Annotated in this window: 26 protein-coding genes and 1 riboswitch; of the genes, 6 read left to right on the forward strand and 20 right to left on the reverse strand. The window is 70.0% G+C overall.

Features of this window, described 5'->3' with window-relative positions; all coding sequences use genetic code 11:
- Positions 1-36: 36 nt before the first annotated feature.
- The 4 genes from FM069_RS05910 to FM069_RS05925 all read right to left on the reverse strand — a co-directional run bounded on the left by FM069_RS05910 (position 37) and on the right by FM069_RS05925 (position 4,225).
- Positions 37-798 (reverse strand): amino acid ABC transporter ATP-binding protein, encoded by a 762-nt coding sequence (locus tag FM069_RS05910; protein WP_143487358.1) that lies wholly within the window; start codon positions 796-798, stop codon positions 37-39.
- Positions 799-807: 9 nt separating this feature from the next.
- Positions 808-1,902: an amino acid ABC transporter permease gene (locus FM069_RS05915; protein ID WP_143487359.1), complete on the reverse strand. Its 1,095-nt coding sequence runs from the start codon at positions 1,900-1,902 to the stop codon at positions 808-810.
- Positions 1,903-1,911: 9 nt separating this feature from the next.
- On the reverse strand, positions 1,912-3,093 hold the full coding sequence (locus FM069_RS05920) for an amino acid ABC transporter permease (RefSeq protein WP_143487360.1): 1,182 nt from the start codon (positions 3,091-3,093) through the stop codon (positions 1,912-1,914).
- A 103-nt stretch (positions 3,094-3,196) separates the two neighbouring features.
- Positions 3,197-4,225: an amino acid ABC transporter substrate-binding protein gene (locus FM069_RS05925; RefSeq protein ID WP_143487361.1), complete on the reverse strand. Its 1,029-nt coding sequence runs from the start codon at positions 4,223-4,225 to the stop codon at positions 3,197-3,199.
- Between the two features lie 459 nt (positions 4,226-4,684).
- On the opposite strand from FM069_RS05925, the gene FM069_RS05930 reads away from it, so the two are divergent.
- The 5 genes from FM069_RS05930 to FM069_RS05950 all read left to right on the forward strand — a co-directional run bounded on the left by FM069_RS05930 (position 4,685) and on the right by FM069_RS05950 (position 11,148).
- Positions 4,685-5,341 (forward strand): alpha/beta hydrolase, encoded by a 657-nt coding sequence (locus FM069_RS05930; protein WP_143487362.1) that lies wholly within the window; start codon positions 4,685-4,687, stop codon positions 5,339-5,341.
- A 62-nt stretch (positions 5,342-5,403) separates the two neighbouring features.
- The gene (locus FM069_RS05935) at positions 5,404-7,290 is read left to right on the forward strand and encodes an acyl-CoA synthetase (RefSeq protein WP_143487363.1); all 1,887 of its coding nucleotides are present in this window, start codon (positions 5,404-5,406) and stop codon (positions 7,288-7,290) included.
- 149 nt (positions 7,291-7,439) lie between these two features.
- Positions 7,440-8,378 carry a GGDEF domain-containing protein gene (locus FM069_RS05940; protein ID WP_143487364.1) on the forward strand — a complete coding sequence of 313 codons (939 nt, stop codon included), beginning with the start codon at positions 7,440-7,442 and terminating at the stop codon, positions 8,376-8,378.
- A gap of 148 nt (positions 8,379-8,526) precedes the next feature.
- The gene (gene rhlB, locus FM069_RS05945; RefSeq protein ID WP_143487365.1) at positions 8,527-9,987 is read left to right on the forward strand and encodes an ATP-dependent RNA helicase RhlB; all 1,461 of its coding nucleotides are present in this window, start codon (positions 8,527-8,529) and stop codon (positions 9,985-9,987) included.
- A 126-nt stretch (positions 9,988-10,113) separates the two neighbouring features.
- A complete protein-coding gene (locus tag FM069_RS05950; RefSeq protein ID WP_143487366.1) occupies positions 10,114-11,148 on the forward strand; it encodes a DUF2157 domain-containing protein in 1,035 nt (344 codons plus the stop codon).
- Positions 11,149-11,169: 21 nt separating this feature from the next.
- On the opposite strand, the gene FM069_RS22025 is transcribed toward FM069_RS05950, so the two are convergent.
- The 14 genes from FM069_RS22025 to FM069_RS06015 all read right to left on the reverse strand — a co-directional run bounded on the left by FM069_RS22025 (position 11,170) and on the right by FM069_RS06015 (position 23,464).
- On the reverse strand, positions 11,170-11,295 hold the full coding sequence (locus tag FM069_RS22025) for a hypothetical protein (RefSeq protein ID WP_267904173.1): 126 nt from the start codon (positions 11,293-11,295) through the stop codon (positions 11,170-11,172).
- Positions 11,292-12,497 (reverse strand): MFS transporter, encoded by a 1,206-nt coding sequence (locus FM069_RS05955; protein WP_143487367.1) that lies wholly within the window; start codon positions 12,495-12,497, stop codon positions 11,292-11,294. The genes FM069_RS22025 and FM069_RS05955 overlap by 4 nt, the downstream gene beginning before the upstream one ends.
- A gap of 41 nt (positions 12,498-12,538) precedes the next feature.
- The gene (locus FM069_RS05960) at positions 12,539-12,949 is read right to left on the reverse strand and encodes a MarR family winged helix-turn-helix transcriptional regulator (protein ID WP_143487368.1); all 411 of its coding nucleotides are present in this window, start codon (positions 12,947-12,949) and stop codon (positions 12,539-12,541) included.
- Between the two features lie 419 nt (positions 12,950-13,368).
- On the reverse strand, positions 13,369-14,094 hold the full coding sequence (locus FM069_RS05965; RefSeq protein ID WP_143487369.1) for an adenosylcobinamide-GDP ribazoletransferase: 726 nt from the start codon (positions 14,092-14,094) through the stop codon (positions 13,369-13,371).
- A gap of 1 nt (position 14,095) precedes the next feature.
- A complete protein-coding gene (cobC, locus tag FM069_RS05970; protein ID WP_143487370.1) occupies positions 14,096-14,668 on the reverse strand; it encodes an alpha-ribazole phosphatase family protein in 573 nt (190 codons plus the stop codon).
- Positions 14,665-15,714: a nicotinate-nucleotide--dimethylbenzimidazole phosphoribosyltransferase gene (cobT, locus tag FM069_RS05975; RefSeq protein WP_143487371.1), complete on the reverse strand. Its 1,050-nt coding sequence runs from the start codon at positions 15,712-15,714 to the stop codon at positions 14,665-14,667. The genes cobC and cobT overlap by 4 nt, the downstream gene beginning before the upstream one ends.
- Positions 15,711-16,232, reverse strand: a complete 522-nt coding sequence (gene cobU / locus FM069_RS05980; protein WP_143487372.1) for a bifunctional adenosylcobinamide kinase/adenosylcobinamide-phosphate guanylyltransferase — start codon at positions 16,230-16,232, stop codon at positions 15,711-15,713. The genes cobT and cobU overlap by 4 nt, the downstream gene beginning before the upstream one ends.
- Positions 16,220-17,716: a cobyric acid synthase gene (locus tag FM069_RS05985; RefSeq protein ID WP_143487373.1), complete on the reverse strand. Its 1,497-nt coding sequence runs from the start codon at positions 17,714-17,716 to the stop codon at positions 16,220-16,222. The genes cobU and FM069_RS05985 overlap by 13 nt, the downstream gene beginning before the upstream one ends.
- Positions 17,713-18,705 (reverse strand): threonine-phosphate decarboxylase CobD, encoded by a 993-nt coding sequence (gene cobD, locus FM069_RS05990; RefSeq protein ID WP_143487374.1) that lies wholly within the window; start codon positions 18,703-18,705, stop codon positions 17,713-17,715. Before cobD ends, FM069_RS05985 begins: the two co-directional genes overlap by 4 nt.
- Positions 18,698-19,591, reverse strand: a complete 894-nt coding sequence (gene cbiB, locus FM069_RS05995) for an adenosylcobinamide-phosphate synthase CbiB (RefSeq protein WP_178106679.1) — start codon at positions 19,589-19,591, stop codon at positions 18,698-18,700. The genes cobD and cbiB overlap by 8 nt, the downstream gene beginning before the upstream one ends.
- Before the next feature lie 11 nt (positions 19,592-19,602).
- A complete protein-coding gene (gene bluB, locus FM069_RS06000) occupies positions 19,603-20,256 on the reverse strand; it encodes a 5,6-dimethylbenzimidazole synthase (protein WP_143487376.1) in 654 nt (217 codons plus the stop codon).
- Entirely contained in the window at positions 20,253-21,671 is a 1,419-nt protein-coding gene (locus FM069_RS06005) for a cobyrinate a,c-diamide synthase (RefSeq protein WP_143487377.1), read from the reverse strand. The genes bluB and FM069_RS06005 overlap by 4 nt, the downstream gene beginning before the upstream one ends.
- Entirely contained in the window at positions 21,668-22,279 is a 612-nt protein-coding gene (cobO, locus tag FM069_RS06010; protein WP_143487378.1) for a cob(I)yrinic acid a,c-diamide adenosyltransferase, read from the reverse strand. Before cobO ends, FM069_RS06005 begins: the two co-directional genes overlap by 4 nt.
- Positions 22,280-22,497: 218 nt before the next feature.
- A riboswitch (cobalamin riboswitch) is annotated at positions 22,498-22,696 on the reverse strand.
- Positions 22,697-23,464: an SIR2 family NAD-dependent protein deacylase gene (locus FM069_RS06015; RefSeq protein WP_178106673.1), complete on the reverse strand. Its 768-nt coding sequence runs from the start codon at positions 23,462-23,464 to the stop codon at positions 22,697-22,699.
- Positions 23,465-23,893: 429 nt separating this feature from the next.
- On the opposite strand from FM069_RS06015, the gene FM069_RS06020 reads away from it, so the two are divergent.
- The gene (locus FM069_RS06020; protein ID WP_143487379.1) at positions 23,894-24,283 is read left to right on the forward strand and encodes a hypothetical protein; all 390 of its coding nucleotides are present in this window, start codon (positions 23,894-23,896) and stop codon (positions 24,281-24,283) included.
- Between the two features lie 473 nt (positions 24,284-24,756).
- On the opposite strand, the gene FM069_RS06025 is transcribed toward FM069_RS06020, so the two are convergent.
- The gene (locus FM069_RS06025) at positions 24,757-25,077 is read right to left on the reverse strand and encodes a hypothetical protein (RefSeq protein ID WP_143487380.1); all 321 of its coding nucleotides are present in this window, start codon (positions 25,075-25,077) and stop codon (positions 24,757-24,759) included.
- Positions 25,078-25,108: 31 nt separating this feature from the next.
- Positions 25,109-25,642 (reverse strand): C40 family peptidase, encoded by a 534-nt coding sequence (locus FM069_RS06030; protein WP_143487381.1) that lies wholly within the window; start codon positions 25,640-25,642, stop codon positions 25,109-25,111.
- Positions 25,643-25,720: the final 78 nt, after the last annotated feature.

Below are 25,720 nucleotides of genomic sequence, written 5' to 3' on the forward strand. Positions count from 1 at the left end.
AAGGACCCGGGCGCTACCCGCCGCCCGGGTTCGGCCTCAGTGGAGGATCTGCCCGAGGAACAACCGGGTCCGCTCGTTCTGCGGGTTGTCGAAGAACACGTCCGGCGGCGCCTGCTCGACGATCTCGCCCTTGTCCATGAAGATCACCCGGTCCGCCACGGTGCGGGCGAAGCCCATCTCGTGGGTCACGCAGAGCATGGTCATGCCGTCCTGGGCCAGGCCGATCATGGTGTCCAGCACCTCCTTGACCATTTCCGGGTCCAGCGCCGAGGTGGGTTCGTCGAACAGCATGATCTTCGGCTTCATGCACAGCGCCCGGGCGATGGCCACCCGCTGCTGCTGGCCGCCGGAGAGCTGGCCGGGGAACTTGTTGGCCTGTTCCGGAATGCGTACCCGGCGCAGGTAGTGCATGGCCACTTCCTCCGCCTCCTTGCGCGGCATCTTGCGCACCCACATGGGCGCCAGGGTGCAGTTCTGCAGCACGGTCAGGTGGGGGAACAGGTTGAAGTGCTGGAACACCATGCCCACTTCGCTGCGGATCGCCTCGATGCGCTTGATGTCGTTGCTCAGCTCGGTGCCGTCCACCACGATGCGGCCCTGCTGGTGCTCCTCCAGCCGGTTGATGCAGCGGATGGTGGTGGACTTGCCCGAGCCCGACGGCCCGCAGAGGACGATGCGCTCGCCCTGGCGCACGTCCAGGTTGATGTCCTTGAGCACGTGGAACTGCCCGTACCACTTGTTCACGCCCTGCAGCTGGATGATCGGCTCGGCGGAAATCGGTTGGCTTGCTTGGTTCATGATCGACTCCTAACGCTTGTGGCCGGTGTCCAGCCTGCGCTCCAGGCGCTGGGAATAGCGGGACATGCCGAAACAGAAAATCCAGAACACCAGGGCGGCGAACACGTAGCCCTCGGTGGCCATGCCCAGCCAAGCCGGGTCGCTGGTGGCCTGCTTGATGCTGTTGAGCAGGTCGAACAGGCCAATGATGATCACCAGGCTGGTGTCCTTGAACAGGGCGATGAAGGTATTGACCAGGCCCGGGATGACCAGCTTCATCGCCTGGGGCAGGATCACCAGGCCCATGGTCCGCCAGTAGCCCAGGCCCATGGCCGCGGCCGCCTCGTACTGGCCCTTGGGAATGGCCTGCAGACCGCCGCGCACCACTTCGGCAACGTAGGCGGACTGGAACAGGATCACCCCGATCAGGGCCCGCAGCAGCTTGTCGATGGTCACCTGCTCCGGCAGGAACAGCGGCAGCATCACCGAGGACATGAACAGCACGGTGATCAGCGGCACGCCGCGCCAGAACTCGATGAAGGTGACGCACAGGACCTTGATCGCCGGCATCTTCGAGCGTCGGCCCAGGGCCAGCAGCACGCCCAGGGGCAGCGCGCCGGCGATGCCCACCGCGGCGATCACCAGGGTCAGCATCAGGCCGCCCCAGCGGCTGGTGGGCACCGGGGTCAGGCCCAGGCCGCCATGCAGCAGCCAGAACGCCAGCAGCGGGTAGACCAGCAGGAACGCCAGCCCGTAGGCGGCCTTGCGCGGCATGCGCCGGACGAACAGCGGCGCGGCCCCCACGATCGCCAGCAGCACGGTGAGGTCCACCCGCCAGCGCAGTTCCGGCGGGTAGAAGCCGTACATGAACTGGCCGAAGCGGGCCTTGATGAAGACCCAGCAGGCGCCCTCGCCGGAACAGTCGGCACGGGTGCTGCCCTGCCAGTCGGCATCCAGCACCGCCCAATTCAGCAACGGCGGCAGCAGCAGCCAGACGAGGTAGAGGGCGAACAGGGTCAGCAGGGTGTTGAACCAGCCCGAGAACAGGTTGGCCCGCAGCCAGGCGACGATGCCGACGCTCGTCCGCGGTGGCGGCTGGTCGGGTTTGAAGGTGTGAGTGAGCATGCGCCTCTCCTACCGCTCGATCAGCGCGACGCGCTTGTTGTAGACGTTCATCAGGATCGAGATGCTGATGCTGATGGCCAGGTACACGCTCATGGTGATGGCGATCACCTCGATGGCCTGGCCGGTCTGGTTGAGCACGGTGCCGGCGAACAGCGAGACCATATCCGGGTAGCCGATGCCGGCCGCCAGGGACGAGTTCTTCGCCAGGTTCAGGTACTGGCTGGTGAGCGGCGGGATGATTACCCGCAGGGCCTGGGGCACGATCACCAGGCGCAGGGTCTTGCCCGGCGGCAGGCCGAGGGAGCGGGCCGCCTCGGTCTGGCCATGGTTGATGGCCTGGATGCCGGCGCGAACGTTCTCGGCGATGAACGCCGCGGTGTAGACGGTCAGCGCCAGGGTCAGGGCGATCAGCTCGGGGATCACCACCCAGCCGCCGCGGAAGTTGAAGCCCTGCAGCTGCGGCACGCTCCAGACGAACGGCTTGCCGAACAGCAGCACGCTCAACCCCGGCAGCAGGACCAGCAGCGCCAGCGCAGTCAGCAATAGCGGGAAGCCCTGGCCGGTGGCCTCGCGACGGCGGCGCACCGCCCGGGCCAGCACGCCGATGGCCGAGAGGGCCAGGACCACTGCCACCAGGAACGGCCAGAAGCCGCCGTCCAGGGTCGGCGCGGGCATGTACAGCCCGCGGTTGTTGAGGAAGAACGCGTCCCCCAGCCCCAGGCTCTGCCGCGGCCCCGGCAGGGGCAGCAGGACGGCGAAATACCAGAAGAAGATCTGCAGCAGCGGCGGGATGTTGCGGAACGTCTCGATGTATACGGTGGCCAGCTTGCGCACCAGCCAGTTGGGCGACAGCCGCGCGATGCCGAGGACGAAGCCCAGCAGGGTGGCCAGGACGATGCCGATGACCGACACCAGCAGGGTGTTGAGCAGCCCGATGACGAACACCCGGCCGTAGCTGTCGCTCTCGGCGTAGTCGATCAGGTGCTGGGAAATGCCGAAGCCGGCGCTGTTGGAGAGGAACTGGAAGCCGGACAGGATGCCGCGTTGCTGCAGGTTGTGCTGGGTGTTCTGGAACAGGTACCAGCCGAAGGCGACCACGGCGATCACCGCGATCACCTGGAACAGCCAGGCGCGCGCCTTGGGATCGCTCAGCAGCGAACCGGCGCGGGGCGGATTGGCAGGATTTTGCATGACGACCTCTGCAACCCCGACGGCCCGGTGTCGACCGGGCCGTGGAGTCTGTCTTGATGGAAACGCAAACCGGCGTCCGCGGGCGCGGGCGCCGGCCCGACGGTCAGCGCACCGGCGGTGCGTACTGCAGACCGCCCTTGTTCCACAGGGCGTTGAGGCCGCGCTCGATCTTCAGCGGGCTGCCGGCGCCGACGTTGCGGTCGAAGACCTCACCGTAGTTGCCCACCTGCTTGACGATCTGCACCACCCAGTCCTTCGGCAGTTTCAGGTCTTTGCCGAACTCGCCCTCGGTGCCCAATAGGCGCCCGATGTCGGGGTTCTTGGTGGTCTTGGCGGTTTCCTCGACGTTCTTCGAGGTCACGCCCAGTTCCTCGGCGTTGATCAGCGCGAAGAGGCTCCAGCGAACGATGTCGAACCACTCCTCGTCACCCTGGCGGACCGCCGGGGCCAGCGGTTCCTTGGAGATGACTTCCGGCAGCACCACGTACTCGTCCGGCGCGGCCAGCTTGATGCGCTGGGCGTACAGCTGCGACTGGTCGGAGGTCAGCACGTCGCAACGGCCGGACTCCAGGGACTTGGCGCTCTCGTCGGAGGTGTCGTAGGTGATGGGGGTGTACTTCAGGCCGTTGGCACGGAAGTAGTCGGCCAGGTTCAGCTCGGTGGTGGTGCCCGCCTGGATGCACACGGTGGCGCCGTCCAGTTCCTTGGCGCTCTTCACGCCCAGTTTCTTGTTCACCAGGAAGCCCTGACCGTCGTAGTAGGTCACACCGACGAAGTTCAGGCCCATGGCCGCGTCGCGGGAGCTGGTCCAGGTGCTGTTGCGGGACAGCACGTCGACTTCGCCGGACTGCAGCGCGGTGAAGCGCTCCTTGGCGGTGAGCGGGCTGTACTTGACCTTGGAGGCATCGCCGAACAACGCGGCGGCCACGGCGCGGCACACGTCCACGTCGATCCCCAGGTAGTTGCCCTTCTCGTCGGCATAGGAGAAGCCCGGCAGGCCGTCGCTGATACCGCACTGCAGGTAACCTTTCTTCTTCACCGAATCCAGGGTCGCGCCGGCCTGGGCCATGGCGCTGGCGCCCAGGAGAACGGCGGTGCCGAGGACCGCCAGGGTGGTTTTCGCCATCTTCATCACTACCTCCAGTTGCTCTTGTTGTGTTTGGAGTCTCGGTCCTTCCACCGTACCCTCATGAGGCTGATGGCCGTGCGGGCCAACCGGGGTGCGGACCTGAAGGCCGCGAAAGCAGCGTCCCTGTGTCTCTCGCGATCCTCGCCCGTGATCGAACGGGCCTGAGACGGATCGATTGCCACATGCAGCGTTGCCGGTGTCGACGGTCATTCACGGAACGGTACTGCCCCATTCCGCTGCCAACGCGACCGGACAGGTGGTATAGAGTGTTACCTCGCCTTCTGTTCGCCGATGAATCCCGAAGGATTTAGCAAGCGCCGTACCAGCTTCTCGGCCGGCAGCGGTTCGGAGTTAGTCAAGGGGGCGGTCTTTCACCCTGGCGACAACTTGTTCACAGATTTGCCATTCAAACGCCAGCATCGCGCACCGTTACGGTGCGCCTGCACTGTCCGGGAGTCACCCATGCACCAACCCCTGCTCCTCGAAGCCCCAGACCCGGCCGACGCGTGCGTCATCTGGTTGCACGGGCTGGGGGCCGATCGCCACGATTTCCAGCCGGTGGCGGAAGCGTTGCAGCGGCAACTGCGCCGCGTGCGGTTCGTCCTGCCCCAGGCGCCCACCCGGCCGGTCAGCCTCAACAATGGCTGGGCCATGCCGTCCTGGTACGACATCCTCGCCATCAGCCCGGCCCGGGCCATCGACCGCGAGCAGCTGGAGCACTCGGCGCAGACCGTGATCGAGCTCATCGAGGCCCAGCGGGACAGCGGCATCGACCCGGCGCGCATCCTCCTGGCCGGGTTTTCCCAGGGTGGCGCGGTGGTGCTGCATACCGCCTACCTGCGCTGGAACGGCGCCCTGGGCGGCGTCCTCGCCCTCTCCACCTATGCGCCCACCTTCCCCGATGCGTTGCAACTGGACGACAGTGCCCGGGCCATTTCCGCCCTCTGCCTGCACGGCAGCCGCGACGAGGTGGTGCCGTCCTTCATGGGCCGCGCGGCGTTCGATGCGCTGCAGGCCGCGGGGGTCCCCGCCACCTGGCGCGACTACCCCATGGGCCATGAAGTGCTGCCCGAGGAAATCCGCGACATCGGCGCCTGGCTGACGGAACGCCTCGCCTGATCCCCACCGGCCGGCCCGAGCGGACGGCCGGCCACCTGCCACATCGAGCCTGGAGCGAACCCGTGTCGATCACTTCACTGCGCGATATAGAACGCCTCGAAGAAACCCCGCTGGAGGCCCGCGACCTGCCCGCCAGCACCTACGCGCTGCTGGCCCGCAGCGCCCAGCGCCACCCCCACGCGCCGGCGCTCAGTTTCATCCTCCAGGGCCACGCCGAGGAACAGCCGTACCGGCTGACCTACGCCGAGCTGTTCGCCCGCGTCACCCAGACCGCCAACGCCTTCCACCGCCTGGGCCTGCGCCCGGGCCGGGCGGTGTCGTTCCTGCTGCCGAACCTGCCCCACACCCACTTCACCCTGTGGGGCGGAGAGGCGGCCGGCATCGTCAACGCCATCAACCCGCTGCTGGAGGCCGAGCACATCGCCGAACTGATCCGCGCCGCCGGTTCCGACCTGCTGGTGACCATCGGCCCGTTCCCCGGCAGCGACCTGTGGGACAAGGTGGCGCAGTTGCGCCACCAGTTCCCCGAGCTCAAGGCGATCATCGCGGTGGACATGGCCAACCTGCTGCCGGAGCCGATGATCGAGGTGATCAAGGCCCAGCGCGGACCGTGGCCGGAGGGCGTACTGGACTTCGACGAACTGATCGCCCAGTGCCCCGCCGACCATCTGGAGAGCGGCCGGGTGATCCAGCCCGACGACATCGCCTCCTACTTCCACACCGGAGGCACCACCGGCACGCCCAAGCTGGCGCCCCACAGCCATCGCAACGAAGTCACCATGGCCTTCGTCCTGGCCCTGGCGGCGGACTTCGCCGAGGGCGACACCACCCTCTGCGGCCTGCCGCTGTTCCACGTCAATGGCGTGATGGTCACTGGCCTCGCGCCGTTCTACCAGGGCGCCGAGGTGCTGCTGGCGACCCCCCAGGGCTACCGCAACCCGACCCTGATCCAGAATTTCTGGTCCCTCATCGAGCGCCACCGGGTGACCTTCTTCAGCGGCGTGCCGACCATCTATGCGGCCCTGCTGCAGGTGCCCAGCGACGGCCACGACCTGTCCAGCCTGCGCTACGCGCTATGCGGCGCGGCGCCGATGCCGGTGGAGCTGATCCGCCAGTTCGAACACAAGACCGGCCTCACCCTGATCGAGGGCTACGGCCTCACCGAAGGCACCTGCGGTACCAGCGCCAACCCGGCCGGCGGCGAGCGCCGCCCCGGTTCCATCGGCCTGCGCATGCCCTACTGCGAGGTGAAGATCGCGATCCTCGACGACCACGGGCGCTACCAGCGGAAAGCGGACGTGAACGAGATCGGCCACCTGTGCATCCGCGGCGCCACGGTGTTTGAGGGCTACCTGCAGGTGGAGAAGAACCGCGACATCTGGGTCGACGGCGACTGGTTCGACACCGGTGACCTGGCGCGCATGGACGCCGATGGCTACCTCTGGCTCACCGGCCGCAGCAAGGACCTGATCATCCGCGGTGGCCACAACATCGACCCGCAGATGATCGAGGAAGCCATGCACCTGCACCCCGAAGTGGCCCTGGCGGCCGCGGTGGGCAAGCCCGACCGCCACGCCGGCGAGCTGCCGGTGGTCTACGTGCAGCGGGTGGCCGGCGCGCAGGTCGACGAGGCCGCGCTGCTGGCCCACGCTACCGCCCACATCGCCGAGCGCGCCGCGGTGCCCAAGGACGTCTGGCTCGTCGACAGCCTGCCGCTCACTGCGGTGGGCAAGACCTTCAAGCCGGCTCTGCGCGAGGACGCCATTCGTCGGGTTCTCCATGGCGAACTGCAAACCCTCGTTCCTGCGCTGCGCATCGAGGTGGTGCCGGACGCCCGCAACGGCCAGATGGTGCTGATTCACACGGGCTCGCTCGCCGAGCCGGAACGCCTCGCGGTGATCGACGCGCTGCGGGGTTTTGCCCTGAAATACGAACTGCGTCACAGCTGAGAATGGCACGGGCCGACCACTGGTCGGCCCGGTGTTTGCAAGGGATTGTCAGCCCCCCTGCGCGCGCTTAGTGTCGATCACGGTTTTCGTCTCGACGACAGGGAAGCGCTTGCGATGCCGCCTGCCCGAAATCTCAGCTCCGGACTCTCATGAAAAGCGCCCACTGGCAGGAGGACCTGCAGCAGATCAAACAGGCACGACTGTTCCAGAAAGTCGCCGCCAGCAGCCTCAAGCAGTCGTTGAAGGCGTTTCGGGCCTGGGATCTGGAGCCCGGCGAAATCATCCTCTCCCCGTTCAATCGCAACAAATACCTGTATCTCGTGCTCAAGGGCCAGCTCAAGGTCTACCTGGGGTCCTTGGACAACCAGGCGATGTCGACTCTCGGCCCGGGGGAATGCGCCGGCGAGATCAGCTTCATCGACAACGACCATCCGTCCGCCTACGTGGTGGCCACCGAGCCCACCACCGTGCTGCGCCTGCACCGCCAGGCGCTGGTGAACCTGTTCCAGCAGTCGCCGCAGCTGATGCAGAACCTGCTGGAGCTGCTCTGCGAGCGGGTCCGCCAGGGCAACCGGATCATCCTCGACACCGAACAGAACGCCAACGTCGACACCCTCACCGGGTTGTTCAACCGGCGCTGGCTGGAACACATCTACGACCGCGAAAGCACGCGTTGCGCCTACAACAACGAGCCGCTGTGCATGCTGATGATGGATGTGGACCACTTCAAGGACTACAACGACCAGCACGGCCACCTGGCCGGCGACTATGCCCTGTGCCTGGTGGCCCACACCCTGCGCAACCAGCTGCGGCCCAAGGACAGCATGTCGCGCTTCGGCGGCGAGGAGTTCGTCATCCTGCTGCCGGAAATCGGCCTGGACGAAGCCCGCAGCATCGGCGAGCGGCTGCGCCAGAGCCTGGAGCAGGTGCCATCGTTCTATTCCCCGGTGGGCGTGCTGCCGGGGGTCACCATCTCCATCGGCCTCAGCCAGATGCTGCCCGGCGATACCCTGCAATGCCTGATCGCCCGGGCCGATCGTGCCCTGTACCAGGCCAAGCAGCTGGGCCGCAACCGGCTGTTCGGCTGAGCGCATCGGCGCCCTTTCTCCAAGACGTATTGCAAGACGCGCGCCCGATGGGTGCCTTCACGTCGGTTGACTGGGCGTAACGCTTCGCCATGCCGGCTTCTTGCTTTACACTCCCCCGGATAATTCATCAGTTACCGACGAGACCACCGTGCTCAAAGCACTCAAGAAAATGTTCGGCAAGGACGACGACGCACGTTCCTCCGTCCGACCCAGTGCCTCCGTTGAATTCGAAACCCCTCGTTCCGCCAGCCCTGCCGGCCATACGCCGCCCGCGGCGTCGCTGCCGGACAGCCCTGCCCCCGCCGAACAGGCGCCGCGGGCCGCCACGTCTTCGCGCCAGGACAAGCCGCGCAGCGACAGACCGCGCCGCGAGCGGCCGGCCAAGCCGGTGGACACCTGGAAGCTGGAAGACTTCGCGGTGGAGCCCGCCGAGGGCAAGACCCGCTTCCACGACTTCGACCTGTCGCCGGAGCTGATGCACGCCATCCACGACCTCGGTTTCCCCTACTGCACGCCGATCCAGGCGCAAGTGCTGGGCTACACCCTCAAGGGCCGCGACGCCATCGGCCGCGCCCAGACCGGCACCGGCAAGACCGCCGCGTTCCTCATCTCCACCATCACCCAGTTGCTCACCACCCCGCCGCCCAAGGAGCGCTACATGGGCGAGCCGCGGGCGCTGATCATCGCGCCGACCCGCGAGCTGGTGGTGCAGATCGCCAAGGACGCCCTGGGGCTGACCAAGTACACCAAGCTCAACGTCATGAGCTTCGTCGGCGGCATGGACTTCGACAAGCAGCTCAAGCAGCTGGAATCGCGCTTCTGCGACATCCTGGTGGCGACCCCCGGGCGCCTGCTGGACTTCAACCAGCGGGGCGAAGTGCACCTGGACATGGTCGAGGTGATGGTCCTCGACGAAGCCGACCGCATGCTCGACATGGGCTTCATCCCCCAGGTGCGGCAGATCATCCGGCAGACGCCGATGAAGGGCGAACGGCAGACCCTGCTGTTCTCCGCCACCTTCACCCCGGACGTGATGAACCTCGCCCAGCAGTGGACGGTGGACCCGGCCATCGTCGAGATCGAGCCGGAAAACGTCGCCAGCGACACCGTGGAACAGCACGTCTACGCGGTGGCCGGCAGCGACAAGTACAAGCTGCTCTACAACCTGATCGCCCAGAACAACTGGGTGCGGGTGATGGTCTTCGCCAACCGCAAGGACGAAGTGCGGCGCATCGAGGAACGCCTGACCAAGGACGGCATCAGCGCCGCCCAGATGTCCGGCGATGTGCCCCAGCACAAGCGCATCAAGGTCCTGGAAGGCTTCCGCGAAGGCAAGATTCGCGTGCTGGTGGCCACCGACGTGGCGGGCCGCGGCATCCACGTCGACGCCATCAGCCACGTGATCAACTTCACCCTGCCGGAAGACCCGGACGACTACGTGCACCGTATCGGCCGCACCGGTCGCGCCGGCAGCAGCGGCACCTCCATCAGCTTCGCCGGTGAGGACGACGCCTTCGCCCTGCCGCCCATCGAAGAGCTGATCGGCCGCAAGATCCACTGCGAGATGCCCCCGGCCGAACTGCTCAAGTCGGTCCCGCGCACGCGCTGAGCCCTCGCTGAACCCCGCGCCGCCGCTGCGGCGCGGTCTTCCCTGCCCATCCTGTTCTCTCCCACGTGGCGCATCGCGCGCGAGCGGCGTCCCATCCTGCAGATGCCCACCCACAGGAGAGTACCCATGTCGCTCACGCTCGATCCCGAGGATTTCGCCCGGGCCGTCACGGCCGGGGTGCTGCAACCGGGCCAGGACCAGGCGCTGCTGGCGTTCTTCCGCCAGCACCCGTCGGCCCGCCCGAGCTTCCAGTTCGCCCACGTCGCCTACTATTTCGGCGCCCTGCTGATCATGGGCGCCATGGGCTGGCTGCTGAACCGCGCCTGGAACGGCCTCGGCGAGGGGGCGCTGCTGGTGGTCGCCGTCTGCTACATGGTCGGCTTCACCGCGGCCGGGCTGCGCTGCTGGCGCAGGGGCCTGGAAATCCCCGGTGGCTTGCTGGGCGCGGTGGCGGTGAGCCTGACCCCCCTGGCGATCTATGCTCTCGAGCGGCTGACCGGGTTCTGGCCGGGCCTGGACTTCAGCTCCCACGATTACTACCGCTATGTCCACGGCGTCTGGCTGCCCATGGAGCTGGGCACCGTGCTAGTGGGGGTGCTGATGCTGCGGCTGATGCCCTTCCCCTTCATCGTCATGCCCATGGCCCTGGCCCTGTGGTTCTTTTCCATGGACTTCAGCGAATGGGTGTACGGGATCGACCTGGACTGGACGCAGCGGCGCTGGGTCTCCCTCTGGTTCGGCCTGGCGATGCTGCTGGGCAGCCTGCTGGTGGATGGCCGCAGCCGCCGGGACTACGCCTTCTGGGGCTACCTGGCGGGACTGCTGGCGTTCTGGGGCGGGCTGAGCCTGATGGACAGCGACAGCGAGCTGGGCAAAGCCGCCTACTGCCTCATCAACCTGCTGCTGATCGGCGCCGGGGTGCTGCTGCGCCGGCCGATGTTCGCGGTGTTCGGCGCCCTGGGGGTAGCCGGCTACCTGGGCCACCTGTCCTACCGGGTGTTCGCCGATTCCCTGGCGTTCCCCCTGGTACTGACCCTGATCGGCCTGGGGCTGATCGCCTTGGGCGTGGCCTACCAGAAACGGCGCGACCGCCTCACCGAGCGCTTGCGGACCGGCCTGCCGGCCAGCCTGGTGGCGCTGCTGCCGGCGTTGCGCCGCTAGACCGCGAAGGCCCGGGCGTCGTCAGCAGATGCCCGGGCCGATCTGCAGCAGCGCCAGGCCGCCGCGCTGCCAGCCCCAGGCGGCCAGGGCGAGGATCAGCAGCACCCCGGCGATCACCGCCAGCCTCGGCCAGCCCGGCCGGTTCACACCGCCCCCACGGCCTGCAGGCGCGCCACGGGGCGTTCCCGCACCGGCCAGTTGAGCAGCGCGGCCAGCAGGCTGAGGGCGATGGACAATTGCCAGACCAGCAGGTAGCTGCCGGTATGGTCGTACAGGTAGCCGCCCAGCCAACCGCCGAGAAACGCACCCAACTGGTGGAACAGGAAGACGATGCCGCCCAGCATGGACAGGTTGCGCACGCCGAACAGGGTCGCCACGGTGCCGTTGGTCAGGGGCACCGTGGACAGCCACAGCAGGCCCATGGCGATGCCGAAGGCATAGGCGCTGCCGGCGCTCAGGGGCAGGTAGACGAAGGCGGCGATCACCACCCCGCGGATCAGGTACAGCGCCACCAGCAGGCGCGGCTTCGACCAGCGTCCACCGAGCCAGCCGGCGGTATAGGTGCCGAACACGTTGAACAGCCCTACCAGGGCCAGCACCGTGGTGCCCACCTGGGCCGGCAGGTGCTGGTCCACCAGGTAGGCCGGCAGGTGCACGCCGATGAACACCACCTGGAAGCCGCAGACGAAGAAACCCAGGGCCAGCAGCCAGAAACCGCTGTGGACGGACGCCTCCCGCAAGGCCTCGCCAATGCTCTGCACCGGGCCGTGGGCGGCGAGCGGCCGGTCGCGCAGCAGGCGCGCGGCCGGGACGATCAACGCCACCAGGAGCCCCAGGGCCAGCAGCGCGCCGGCCCAGCCCAGCCAGCCGATCAGGCCCAGGGTGCCCGGCAGCATGGCGAACTGGCCGAGGGAGCCGGCGGCGCTGGCCACGCCCATGGCCATGCTGCGTTTTTCCACCGGCACCGCGCGGCCCACCACGCCGAGGATCACCGAGAAGGAGGTGCCGGACAGGCCCAGGCCGATCAACAGGCCGGCGCTCAGGGACAGACTCCCCAGGGAATCGGCTGTGCCCATCAGGGCCAGGCCGATGGCGTAGAGCACGCCGCCACCCACCACTACCCGGGTCGCCCCCAGGCGGTCGGCCAGGGCGCCGCTGAAGGGCTGCGCCAGACCCCAGACCAGGTTCTGCAGGGCGATGGCCAGGGCGAACACTTCGCGCCCCCAGCCGAACTCGGCGCTCATGGGGGCGAGGAACAGGCCGAAGCCGTGGCGGGTGCCCAGGGACAGGGCCAGGATCAGCGACGCCCCCAGAAGCATCCAGCCGCTCGTACGCCATAGCGAGGTCATGTGGACTCCTTGGTGGGGGGCCGGGCCCCTCGGTGAGTGGGTCAATCGAGGCGCTCCAGCGTCGCCAGCAGGCGCATCAGGGTGTCGTGGTCTTCGCCGAGGCGCTCGGCCACCCGGGCCTGGGCCGTCCGCCAGCGGGGCAGCGCCTGCGCCAGGCGCTGGCGGCCGGTCTCGCTCAGGGCCACCAGGCGGTGGCGCAAGTCGGCGCCCTCCCCCAGGGTCACCAGGTCGGCGCCTTCCAGCACCTTGAGGTTGCGGCCCAGGGTGCTGCGGTCCAGGCCCGTAGCCTCGGCAAGGCCGGTGATGCTCGGCCGGTCCAGCCGCTCGATGTGGCGCAGCAGGGAATACTGGGCGACGTTGAGGCCGAGGTCGGCCAGGGCCTCGTCGTAGCGGTGACTGACCGCCCGGGAAGCGCGGCGCAGCCGGGTGCACAGGCAATGGGAAGTAAGCATGGGGTACGTGTATATACCCGCACCGACGGCAGCGTCAAATCCGCCGAGGCCTGGGTAGGGCGATCAACGAGCCACTTCGCCGTTTCGGCGTGGAAGATGGCGGTGATCCCGCTCTCCAGAGCCGACGCCTCAGGCCGTGGACGAAACCCCGATCAGGCGGACAAACGCGGGCGGAAAGCGGCGCTTTACGAAGCGCTAAATGGGGACGTCAACCCGGCGCATTACCGAGAGCAGGCACATTTCGCACAGCACCTCGCCCTCGACGACGCCCGCGACTTCTAGGTTCTGTGCAAAAAGTCGTCGAGCGAAGGTCAGGCAAGGCAAACAGGCGAAGAAGCAGAGTTTACGGGCTGTAAATGAGCATTCTGAGGCTGTTTTTAACGCAGCATCACCGAGCGCAGGCACGTTTTATACGGAACCTAGCAGGCGAGCCCCACCAGCACCGCACATTCCACCAGCTCCACCAGAGCGCCGGCGGTGTCACCGGTGGTGCCGCCCAGGCGCGCGAGCAGCGTGCGGCGCCAGACCAGAAACACCAGCCCGCCCAGCAGCGCCGCCAGCGCGCCGGGGGCGCCGAAGGCCAGCAGCAGCGCCAGGCCGTGCAGCGCCAGCACCACCGGCAGCCTGCCGGGCAGGTGATCCGCCAAGGCCTGGCCGAGTCCACCCGAGCGAACGTAGGGGGTGCAGCGGAACAGCCCGGGCAGCAGCACGCGCGCCAGCCAGGGAGCCAGCACCAGCAGGTCGCCTCGTCCGCCTTCCAGGAGGGCGGCCAGGGCGACGAACTTCAGCAGCAGGACCAGTACCAGCACGCTCACCGCCATGGGGCCGCTGCGGGGGTCCTTCATGATCGCCAGGGTCCGCTCCCGGTCGCCGAAGCCGCCAACCCAGGCATCGGCGGTATCCGCCAGGCCATCCAGGTGCAGGGCGCCGGTCAGCGCCACCCAGAGGGTCAGCAGCAGCGCCGCCTGCAGCAGCACCGGCACGCTGCCCAACAGGGCCTGGGCCGCCATCAGCAGCAGCCCGAGCAGCAGCCCCACCGCCGGGTACCAGAGCAGCGAGCGGCCCAGTTGGGCCGGCTCGGGCATGCCCGGCAGGCGCACCGGCAGGCGGGTGAGGAATTGCAGGGCGATCAGCAGCGGCAGCATCTCAGCCCTCGCGCCAGACGCCGGCGTCATCGGCCTGCAGGCGGTGCAAGCCACCGTGGGCTACCTGCACCTGCAACAACTGGGCGGGCGGCAGTCCCCGGGCGTCGGCCAGCAGCAGGCGCATCACCCCGGCGTGCCCGATGAGCAGCACGTGGCGGCCCGCGTGCTCGCGCAGCAGGCGGTCACGGGCGGCCAGCACCCGGGCGACGAAGTCCGCCACCGCCTCGCCCCCCGGCGGCGGACAGCCGAACGGATCGGCCCAGAAACGCCCCAGGGCCTCGGGGTCGCGGGCCATCAGGGTGGCCGCGTCGAGCCCCTCCCAGTCGCCGAAGTGCAGTTCCCGCCACTCCGCCTCCACTTGCAGGGGAACGCCCAGGCGCCCGGCCAGGGATTCGGCGAAGGCCGCGCAGCGGCGCAGCGGCGAACTCACCAGTAGGTCCCAGCCGCCCACGGCGTGCAGGGCCGCCTCCATCTGCGCCCAGCCGGCGGCGGTGAGGGAATCGTCGAGACTGCCGCGAAAACCGCCGCCCTGCTCGGTCTCGCCGTGACGCAACAGGTCCAGGCGCAAGCTCATGGGGCGCGGTCCGACACCGCCGCCTCGGCGAAGGTGGCCATGCCCCCGTGCAGGGCGCAGGCCAGGCGCAGCAGCGGCACGGCGAGGGCGGCGCCGCTGCCCTCGCCCAGGCGCAGGCCCAGTTCCAGCAGCGGCTCGGCCTCCAGCGCCGCCAGTACCAGGCCGTGGCCCGGCTCGGCGCCGCGGTGGGCGTACAACAGCCAGTCGCCGCAGCCTGGGTTCAGGTGCCGGGCGCAAAGTGCCGCCACGCTGCAGATGAAGCCGTCCACTAAGGCCGGCAGGCCGGCCTGGGCGCAGGCCAGGTAGGCGCCGGTCAGCGCGGCGATCTCGAAGCCACCCAGGCAGCGCAGCCGCTCCAGGGGCGTCTCCGCGCTGCGGTGCCGGGCCAGGGCCCGCTCGATCACCGCCGCCTTGTGGGCCACGCCCTGGGCGTCCAGGCCGGTGCCGGGCCCCACCAGGTCGCTCGCCGGCCGTTGCAGCAGGGCGCAGGCCAGGGCGCTGGCGGCGGTGGTGTTGCCGATGCCCATCTCGCCCCCGATGAACACCTGCGCGCCGTCCGCCAGGGCCCGCGCCACCGCCGCCCGGCCAGCGTCCAGCGCCGCCGCCAGTTGCTCCGGGTCCAGGGCCGGGCCCGCCAGGAAGTTGGCCGTGCCGGCGCCCAGGCCCAGGTGCAGCACTCCCGCCAGGGGCTCCAGGGGGACCGCGGTGCCCAGGTCGATGACCTCCAGCTGCGCGTCCAGGGTGCGGGCCAGGACGCTGATGGCCGCGCCGCCGCGGACGAAGTTGCGCAGCATCTCGCCGGTCACCGCCTGGGGATAGGCCGACACCCCTTCCGCCACCACGCCGTGATCGCCGGCGAACACCACGATGCGCAGCGCCTCCAGCCGCGGCCGCTCGCGCCCCTGCATCGCCGCCAGGCGGACGGCCAGGGCCTCCAGCCGGCCCAGGGCGCCCCGGGGCTTGGTCAGGGCATCCTGGCGGGCCAGGGCAGCACGCTCGGCGTCGCGGTCCAGGGGCCGGGTCGGGGCCTGCCACCAGTGGGTCATGGGGTCGTCTCCTTGAGGGTCATGGGCAGGCCGGCGACCACCAGGGTCACCCGCTCGCAGCGTTCCGCCAGGGCCTGGTGCAGCCAGCCGGCCTCGTCCACGTAGCGCCGGGTCAGTTCGCCCAGGGGCACCACCCCCAGGCCGGTCTCGTTGCTCACCAGCAGCACCTGGCCGGGCAGCGCCGGCAGGCAGGCCAGCAAGGCGTCGCGCTCGTCCGCCAGGCGCGCGTCGTCGTCCAGCATCAGCAGGTTGGTCAGCCAGAGGGTCAGGCAGTCCACCAGCAGGCAACGCTCCGGCGCGGCGTGGCGGCGCAGCACGTCGGCCAGGGCATGGGGCTCTTCCACCAGGCCCCAGTGGCCGGGGCGGCGCGCCCGATGGTGGGCGACCCGCTGCTGCAATTCGTCGTCCAGCGGGCGGCTGGTGGCGACGTAGGTCACCGCCAGGCCGCTGGCCTCCGCCCGTCGCTCGGCCAGCCGGCTCTTGCCGGAGCGGGCGCCACCGAGGATCAGTTCGCGCATGGCACGGCCTCCACGGCAGCGCCCGGACGCGCGTCCAGGCCACAGAGGGCGCGGAGCCGCGGGCCGTCCAGGTGCGCTTCCACCAGGTCGGCCAGACGCTCGATGTCGCGCTCGCGCAGGGCGCCGTAGTCGAAGGCGCCAGGCGCCTCCAGACCGGCCCAGCGCAGGATCGCCGCGCTGCCTGCCGGGTCTTCGAACAGGCCGTGCAGGTAGGTGCCGAGCACCTGGCCATCGGCGCTCAGGGCCCCGTCGTCGCGGCCATCGGCCAGCCGCACCGCCGGGCGTGCCAGGCCAGGGCCCCGGCTGACGCCGGCATGGATCTCATAGCCGCTCACCGGTGCGTCCTCCAGGCACAGCCGGCCGTGGACGGTGCGCAGTTGCTTGTGGGGTTCCAGGCGGGTGTCCAGTTCCAGCAGGCCGAGGCCCTGGCTGCTGCCGGGTGCGCTTTCCAGGCCGTCGGGGTCGTCGATGCGCTGGCCGAGCATCTGCAGGCCGCCGCAGATGCCCAGCAGCTTGCCGCCGTAGCGCAGGTGGCGGTGGATCGCCGCGTCCCAGCCCTGGCGGCGCAGCCAGTCCAGGTCGGCGCGCACGCTCTTGGAGCCGGGCAGCACGATCAGGTCGCTGGACGGCAGGGGCTGGCCGGGGCCGACGAAGGTCAGGTGCACCTGCGGGTGCAGGCGCAGCGGGTCGAAGTCGGTGTGGTTGCTCAGGCGGGGCAGCACCGGCACCGCCACCCGCAGCACGTCGCCGCGCTTTTCCGCCTGGCGCGGGTCCACGGCGTCCTCCGCCTCCAGGTGCAGGTCGTGGAGGTACGGCAGCACCCCCAGCACCGGCTTGCCGGTATGGGCCTCCAGCCAGTCCAGGCCGGGTTGCAGCAGTGTCACGTCGCCGCGGAAACGATTGATCACGAAGCCGGCGACCCGCGCCCGTTCGCTCTCCGCCAGCAGCGCCAGGGTGCCCACCAGGTGGGCGAAGACGCCGCCCTTGTCGATGTCGGCGATGAGGATCACCGGGCAGTCCACCGCCTCGGCGAAGCCCATGTTGGCGATGTCGTGCTCCCGCAGGTTGATCTCCGCCGGCGAGCCCGCGCCTTCCACCAGCACCACCGGGTAGCGCGCGGCCAGGCGCCCGTGGGATTGCAGCACCGCGTCCATGGCCACCCGCTTGTAGCCGTGGTAGGCACGGGCGTCCATGTTGCACAGGGCGCGGCCCTGGACGATCACCTGGGCGCCGGTGTCGCTGTTGGGCTTGAGCAGCACCGGGTTCATGTCGGTGTGGGGCGCCAGGCCGGCAGCCAGGGCCTGCACCGCCTGGGCCCGGCCGATCTCGCCGCCGTCGGCGGTGACCGCGCTGTTCAGCGCCATGTTCTGCGGTTTGAACGGCGCCACCGCCACGCCCTGGCGGCGCAGCCAGCGGCACAGGGCGGTCACCAGGGTGCTCTTGCCGGCATCGGAGGTGGTGCCCTGCACCATCAGGGTGGTCATGGGGTGTCCTCGTTCCAGGTTCGCAGGGCGTCGTTCAGGCGCTGCCAGCCGGCTTCGTCGGGGGGCAGGCCGATGCGCAGGCTGGCGGGCGTCTCGAACAGGCGCACCAGGATGCCGCGCCGGGCCAGGTAGTCGTGCAGCACCGCCGCCGCGGGATCGCGCCGCCACTGGAACAGGGCGCAGCCGCCGTCGGGGGCGAGGCCGTGGCGTTCCAGCAGCGCCGCCAGCCGCGCGCCGTCGAAGGCTAGCCGCTGGCGCTGGCGCTGCTGGCCGTCGCGGTCGTCGAGGATCGGCGTGGCCAGGGCGCGGGTCGGCCCGGCCACGGTCCACGGGCCCAGCAGGTCGGCCAGTCGCGCCCGCAGGTCGGCGCTGGCGAAGACAAAGCCCAGCCGCGCCCCGGCCAGGCCGAAGAACTTGCCGAAGGAGCGCAACACCACCAGCCCCGGCCGGTCCGCGTGGCCCACCAGGCTGTGGTCGGGACAGGTGTCGACGAATGCCTCGTCCACCACCAGCCAGCCCCCGCGGGCGGCCAGGCGACGATGCCAGTCCAGCAATCGCGCCGGCGCCAGCAGGCGTCCGGTGGGGTTGTTGGGGTTCACCAGCAGCAAGACGTCGAGGCCGTCCAGCTCCGCCTCGACGGTCTCCGCCTGCAGCTCCACCACGTGGTGCCCCTCCCGCTGCCAGGCGGCGGCGTGCTCGGCGTAACAGGGTGCCAGCACACCGACCCGGGAGCGCCCGCGCAGCCGCGGCAGGCCTTGGATCGCCGCCTGGGAACCGGCCACCGCCAGGGGCACCGGGCCGCCGTAATAGCGGGCGGCGGCCTGTTCCAGCTCGTCGTCCGGCTCCGGCAGGCGCATCCAGGCCCGGGCCGGGATCGCCGGCAACGGCCAGGCGTAGGGGGCGAGGCCAGTGGACAGGTCCAGCCAGTCCGCCAGGGGAATGCCATGGCGCTGCGCCGCCGCGCGCAGTCGTCCGCCGTGTTCAAGCATGCCAGAGGCCTCCCGCGATCAGCAGCGCCAGCCACAACCATACGCCGCGGCGCACCAGGGTCAGAGCCCGATGAATGTCCGCCGGCACCGGGGCCGGCCCCTCCCCCAGGTGCGGCCGCTCGTGGCGTTCGCCGTGGTAGACCGCCGGGCCGCCCAGACTCACCGCCAGCGCGCCGGCGCCGGCGGCCATCACCGGGCCGGCGTTGGGGCTGTCCCACAGCGGTGCCTGGCGCCGCCAGCAGCGCAGCGCCAGGCGGGTACGCCCCAGCAGCGCATAGGTCAGGGCCACCAGGCGCGCCGGCACGTAGTTGAGCAGGTCGTCGATGCGCGCCGCGGCCCAGCCGAAGCGCTCGAAGCGGGCGTTGCGGTAGCCCCACATGGCGTCCAGGGTGTTGCTCAGGCGGTACAGCACGACACCCGGCGCCCCGGCCACGGCGAACCAGAACAGCGCGGCAAACACCGCGTCACTGCCATTCTCCAGCACCGACTCGGTGGCCGCCCGGGCCACCGCGGTGTCGTCCAGCTCGGCGGTCTGCCGGCTGACCAGGTAGCCGACCCGACGCCGGGCCTCGGCCAGGTCCTCGCGGCACAGGGCGAGCATCACCGGCTCGGCGTGCTCGCCCAGGCTGCGCAGGCCGATGGCCGCGTACAGCGCCAGCACCGCCAGGGGCGTGCCCAGCCCGGGCACCTGGGACAGCCCGGCCACCAGCAGGGTCGGCGGCAGCACCGCCAGGCACCAGCCGGTGACCCCGTGGCTGCGCCAGCCCTGGCCGCCGCCGTTGAGGCGCTGCTCGATGCGCTGCGCCAGGCGACCGAAGGCCACCAGCGGGTGACCGCGCCGCGGCTCGCCCCACCAGGCGTCCAGCAGCACCGCCGCCAGGGCCATCAGTCCCAGGGTCACGGCTGCGCGCCCCAGCGGTCGGTGAAGAGGAAGTCCTCCAGGGGACGCGGCTGCGTCCAGTCCTCCAGGGCCAGCATCGGCGCCGGGTAGAACGCCGTCACCGGGCCCAGGCAGAGGATCGCCACCGGCTTCGCGCCCACCGGCATGCCCAGCAGCGCCGCCAGATCGGCGGGTTCGAACAGCGATACCCAGCCCATCCCCAGGCCCTCGGCGCGGGCCGCCAGCCAGAGGTTCTGGATCGCGCAGGAAAGCGACGCCAGGTCCATTTCCGGCAGGGTACGGCGACCGAAGACGTGAGCGTCGCGACCGTCCGCCAGCGCCGCCACCAGAAGCTCGGCGCACTCGCGGATGCCCTCCACCTTGAGCGCCATGAAGGCGTCAGCGCGCTCGCCCAGGGCCTCGGCGGTGCGCACCCGCTCCGCCTCCACCAGGCCGTGGATGGCCTCGCGCAGGGCGGGCTCGGCGATGCGCACGAAGCGCCACGGCTGCATCAGGCCGACGCTGGGCGCCTGGTGCGCGGCCTGCAGCAGGCGCGCCAGCACGACCGGCGGCACCTCGCCGCCGCTGAAATGGCGCATGTCGCGCCGCTCGGCGATGGCCCGGTAGACCGCCTCGCGCTCCGCCGCGGAGAACGGCCGGGACTCGCTCATGGCCGCAGCAGCGCCGCGGCCGCCCGGGGCGCCGACGGCAGGTAGAAGTGAATATAGGAGGCGGTCAGCCGACCGATCCGGTAGACCGCCTCGGCGGTGCGCTTGTAGGTGGGGCACTCGCCCCGGGCCAGGGGCGCCAGGTCGCAGTCCAGCTTCGAGTAATGGAAGGTATGGCCACGCAGGGTGCCTTCCGGCAGGTGCGCCGCCTGCAACGCCAGGGCGGTGAGGCGCGGCTGTAGGGTCGCCTGGCCGGGCAGCAGTCCCAGCAGCTCGGCGCTGGCGCCGTGCTTGTCGGTGAGGCGCTCCAGCAGGTAGAGCATGCCGCCGCATTCGGCGAGGATCGGCTTGCCGGCCCGGTGATGGGCGCGGATCGCCTCGGCCATCGAGCGGTTGGCGGCGAGCCGTTCCAGGTGCAGCTCCGGGTAGCCGCCAGGCAGGTAGAGGCTGTCCACCGCGGGCAACTGAGCATCCGCCAGGGGGGAGAAGAACCGCAGCTCGGCCCCCATGGCCCGCAGCAGGTCGAGGTTGGCCGGGTAGAGGAAGGCGAAGGCGGCATCCCGCGCCACGCCGAGGCGCACGCCGGCCAGGGCGTCGCTGGGCACGGCATCGGTGAACGGATGGGGGTCGGTCGGCGCGGCCTCGCGGAGGGCATCGGCCGGCGCCGTTTCGGCTGTCGCGGCATTGGCTGTCGCGGCATCTGCTGCCGCAGCATCGGCCGGCGCAAACCGCACCGGGGTGGGGAGGGAGACGTCGCTGCTGGCCGCCAGGGCGTCGGCGGCGGCGTCCAGGCGGCGGTCCAGGTCGTGCAGTTCCTCGGCCTGCACCAGGCCCAGGTGACGGCTGGGCAATTCCAACCCGGCGTCGCGGGTCAGGCCGCCGTACCAGCGCAGATGGGCGGGCAGGCTGTCCCGGAGGATCTCCCCGTGGCGCAGGCTGCCCAGGCGGTTGCCCAGCACCCCGGAGAACGGCAGGTCCGGCTGGAAGGTGGCCATGCCGTGGGCCAGGGCGGCGAAGGTCTGGGCCATGCCGGAACCGTCGATCACCGCCAGCACCGGCACGCCGAAGCGCCGCGCCAGGTCGGCGGCCGACGGCGAGCCGTCGAACAGCCCCATCACCCCTTCGATGAGGATCAGGTCGGCCTCCCCCGCCGCCTCCCACAGCAGCCGGCGGCTATGGGCCTCGCCCACCATCCACAGGTCCAGCTGGTAGACCGGCGCACCCGAGGCCCGGGCCAGCACCATGGGGTCGAGAAAGTCCGGCCCGCACTTGAACACCCGCACGCGGCGCCCCTGGCGGGTGTGCAGGCGCGCCAGGGCGGCGGTGACGGTGGTCTTGCCCTGGCCGGAGGCCGGCGCGGCGATCAGCAGCGCCGGGCATTCGCGGGGAGTGCCCGACGAGGGCGCGGTGGCGTTCAATACTCGACGCCTTTCTGCGCCTTCACCCCGGCCTTGAAGGCGTGCTTCACCAGGGTCATCTCGGTGACGGTGTCGGCGGCCTCGATCATTTCCGGCTGGGCGCCGCGACCGGTCACCACCACGTGCTGCATGAGCGGCCGGACCGCGAGGTCGGCCAGCACCGCCTGCAGGTCCAGGTAGCCGTGCTTGAGGGCGATGTTGAGCTCGTCCAGCACCACCAGGCCGATGCTGTCGTCGTCCAGCAGCGTGCGGGCGGCCGCCCAGGCGGCCTGCGCCTTCTCGATGTCGCGCTGGCGGTCCTGGGTATCCCAGGTGTAGCCCTCGCCCATCACGTGGTAACGCACCTCGTCGGGGAAACGGCGGAAGAACACTTCCTCGCCGGTGGGCATGCCGCCCTTGATGAACTGCACCACCCCCACCTTCATGCCGTGGCCGAGGGCGCGGGCCACCATGCCGAAGGCCGAGCTGCTCTTGCCCTTGCCGTTGCCGCCGAGCACCAGCAGCAGCCCGTATTCCTCCTGGGCCTGGGCGATCTTCTCGTCCATCAAAGCTTTCTTGCGCTGCATGCGCGCCGTGTGCCGGGCGTCGCGGTCGAGGGATTCGGTCATGGGCACCTCGCGGGGCAGGCCCGGGCGCAAGGCCCCCGGGCAGAGAAAGGAAGCCGGGAACGGCCGGACGCGCCGTCGCCGGGAGCGACGGGCACGGGGGTCCGGGAACGGAACGGGAGGACCAAGGCGGATCTCCGGCACGGGATCGGGAACGACCCGCGGCGGACGAGCGCGGACGCCGCATGGGGCAGCCTCCGCCCGACACGCGCCCACCGCACGGTCATGGAACGCCTCAGGCCGGTCTCCGGGCTCGCGAGCGAGGCCATCGCCTCCGAACGGCGCCATCCGGGGTCGCCGTGGCATCGTGCGGTTCCTGCTCGCCTACCGTTGCGGGGGCAGCGCCGGACTCTGGAACATCACCGGCTTCCCTGTTTCACCCGTCGCGCACGCGCGGGCACCTGAGGCAGGTCGGGAAGGTTAGAGACTCGCACCCGGGGAGTCAACGCAACCGAGGTCCAGGCTGGCCGCCAGCGCGGGCAGCACCTCCCCGGCGGCACCGTGCAGGCAGAGGTCGGCCAGCGCGCTCAGGGGCGCGGGCTGCGGGTTCACCTCCACCAGCCAGGCGCCCTGGCGCCGGGCCAGAAGCGGCAGCTCCGCGGCCGGGTAGACCTGCGCGGAGGTGCCGATGCTGACGAACAGGTCCGCCGCTTCGCTGGCCTCGACCGCCCGCCGCAGGGTCGCCGCCGGCAACGCCTCGCCGAACCACACCACCGCGGGTCGCAGCTGACCGCCGCAGGCGCAGCGGGGCACCGAGGGCGGTGGGTTCTCCGGCCAGTCGCCGGCATCGCGACCACAGGCGAAGCACGCCAGCCGGTGCAGGGTGCCGTGCAATTCCAGCGGCTCGACGCTGCCGGCGCGCCGGTGCAGGCCATCCACGTTCTGGGTGATCAGCACGCTGTCCGGCCACTGCCGCTGCAACGCGGCGATGGCGTGATGCGCCGGGTTGGGCCGGGCCGCCAGGCAGGCCGAACGGCGCCAGGCATACCAGTCCCAGACCCGCTGCGGGCTTTCGCGAAACGCCTCCGGGCTCGCCAGCTCCTCCGGCCGGAAGCGCGCCCACAGGCCGGTCTGCGCCTCGCGGAAGGTGGGGATTCCGCTTTCCGCGGAGACGCCGGCACCGGTGAAGAACACCACGCGACGCGCCTGGCGCAGGCGGTCGATGAGTGCGGCGGGAATGACGGTCATGAGGGTTCTGCCCACTCTAACGGCGTCACAGTATGAAGTGCTCGAAAAGGATACCGTGTGCTCCGGGCAAAAGGAGTGCCCCCAGGCCGCGCGAAGCCCGCCGTTGTTCCCTGCCTTCGCAGGGCGGTTTGGTTGAACGACGTGGGATGAGCAAGCCGAATGGATCGGACGCAATACCGTCGACCTGGCCGGTAGCACGCCTATCACCTGCCCATCAAACCGTGTGCAACTGCCTACAAAGAGAAAGACGCGCCCATGGCTCACCCACCCCTTCGATAGGGGCGCGCTTTCATCGCGCGGCCTGAAGCGTTGCCGCGTGAGCAGGGTCGGTCAGGAGAAATACCGGTCAACGACAGGGGGCCGGCCTCCAGCGATGGACTGATGGTGACGTCCCTGTCTTTTCCACCTGAATATCGTTGTGGATGGACCATGATCCGATTACTGATGCTGCTGGCGGTCCCGCTTTCAAGCCTGCTGGTTTCTGCCACGTCAATTGCGCGTGACGACCTGGAGCACGCGCCGGACTATCAACCTCTTTCCGGTGTTTACAAGCTCTACGGGGGCGAGCTCAGTGACCCCGTTCCGCCCACCCGGAAGGACCAGAAGCTGGCCATCGGTATAGAAGGCGAGGACGCCAGACGCCTGTTCGAGGCCATCGGGCCGGATATCCGCGACGCCTGCACGGAAGGCACGGGCATACGGGTTCGCGCCCGCCGGAGCAGCCAGTTCGAGTGCATCCGCTGGGAGGACGGTCAGTACCGCTGTTCCCTGGGCATCGACCTGAATTCGGGCAAGCCCATCCCGGGTTCGACGTGCTGAAAGCGAGCCGGGGCGGCTCGTCTCGGGCGACCGTCTGGAATGGCCTTGCGCTTCCAGCAGCCTTGCGCGGGCCAAGCGACGCCTCTCTCCACCGGAACGAGCCTTGACATTCCCGCTCCAAGGCGAGGCCCAGGCGGTACGGTCAGGCCCCTGGATCGCCTGCGCGACGGTATTCGGCCGGCGAAGGCAAGGCGGCCCGATCGATCGTCGGGCCTATCGGAACGCATGTGGCCAACGCCTGCGCAGATCGCTCCGCACCCGGACCCGACATGACCGGCGAGCGGGTTGCCCTCCCTGTCGCGCGCGGTAAGTGATGCGCGCCAGTAGCGAATAGCGCCGCGCTTCGGTAGCGACCTGAAGGCGGAAACCCATCCCCCGTAGATAGCTGAGAACGGTCAGGAGAAGGCGGCGTCTCCGGCAGGCGCGGCTCGCTGCCGTTGCCTGACCGGGGATCGCCCCTTTCCCACTCCGCCCTAGGTCTTCGGCCTGAAGCCCGCCGGCTTGGCGGACAGCCAGTCGACGAAGCTGCGGATGCGCTCGTCGGCCAGCAGCGCGTCACGGCTGTTGTAGGTAAGCGCCAGTTCCCGTTCGCCGAAGGTGGCGTGGAGGTGGGAATGGCAGGGCCGGCAGACCCAGAGGGTGGCGGTGATGCGTTCGTGGCGCGGGTAGCGCTTGCGGATGTAGGCCTTGCCGTGCAGCGATTTGGGGATCAGGTGGTGACGGGTCAAGGGCGCCGCGCGACCGCAGAGCTCGCAGGCGTCCGGTTGCGGCGGCAGGCGGATCGGCTCGCTCATGGCGGCGGGACGGCGATTACCGCGAGACTTCTCAGGGCGAGCGGGCCAGGCGCGCGTCGTCGATGATGCGCTTGGCGGCGAGGTAGCTGTGCTGCCAATAGCGGGCCGACAAGTTGTCCAGGCGCACCGTACCGCCGCTGGCCGGCGCGTGGACGAAGCGGCCCTCGCCGACGTAGATGCCCGCGTGGCTGACCTGGCTGCCGCCGCTGGTGGCGAAGAACACCAGGTCGCCCGGCAGCAGCGCGTCCCGGCCAACGCTGGCGGAGCGCATGACGCTCAGTTCACGGGTGGAGCGCGGCAGGAGGATGCCGGCGGCGTCGCGGTAGACGTAGCCGATCAGGCCGCTGCAATCGAAGCCGCCATCGGGGGTGTTGCCGCCGTAGCGGTAGGGCGTGCCCACCAGCCCGAGCGCGCGGAACAGCACGTCCTCGGCCACCGGCGAGAAGGCACCGACGGGCGGAGGGGTGAAGACGGGGGCGACGACTTTCGGAGGGGGTGCCTTGCTCGCGCAGGCGGCAAGCAGAGCGAAGAGGGCAAGCAGGGTGATACGCAGCGATGAAGGCATGGGCTTGAAGTCCAGGGGCCGAAGTGCGCCCTACTCTGCCGGCAGACCGGCGCGGAAGCAAGCCCCGCGCCAGCAGCC

This window comes from Pseudomonas mangiferae (assembly GCF_007109405.1).
GTDB classification, from domain to species: Bacteria; Pseudomonadota; Gammaproteobacteria; order Pseudomonadales; family Pseudomonadaceae; genus Pseudomonas_T; species Pseudomonas_T mangiferae.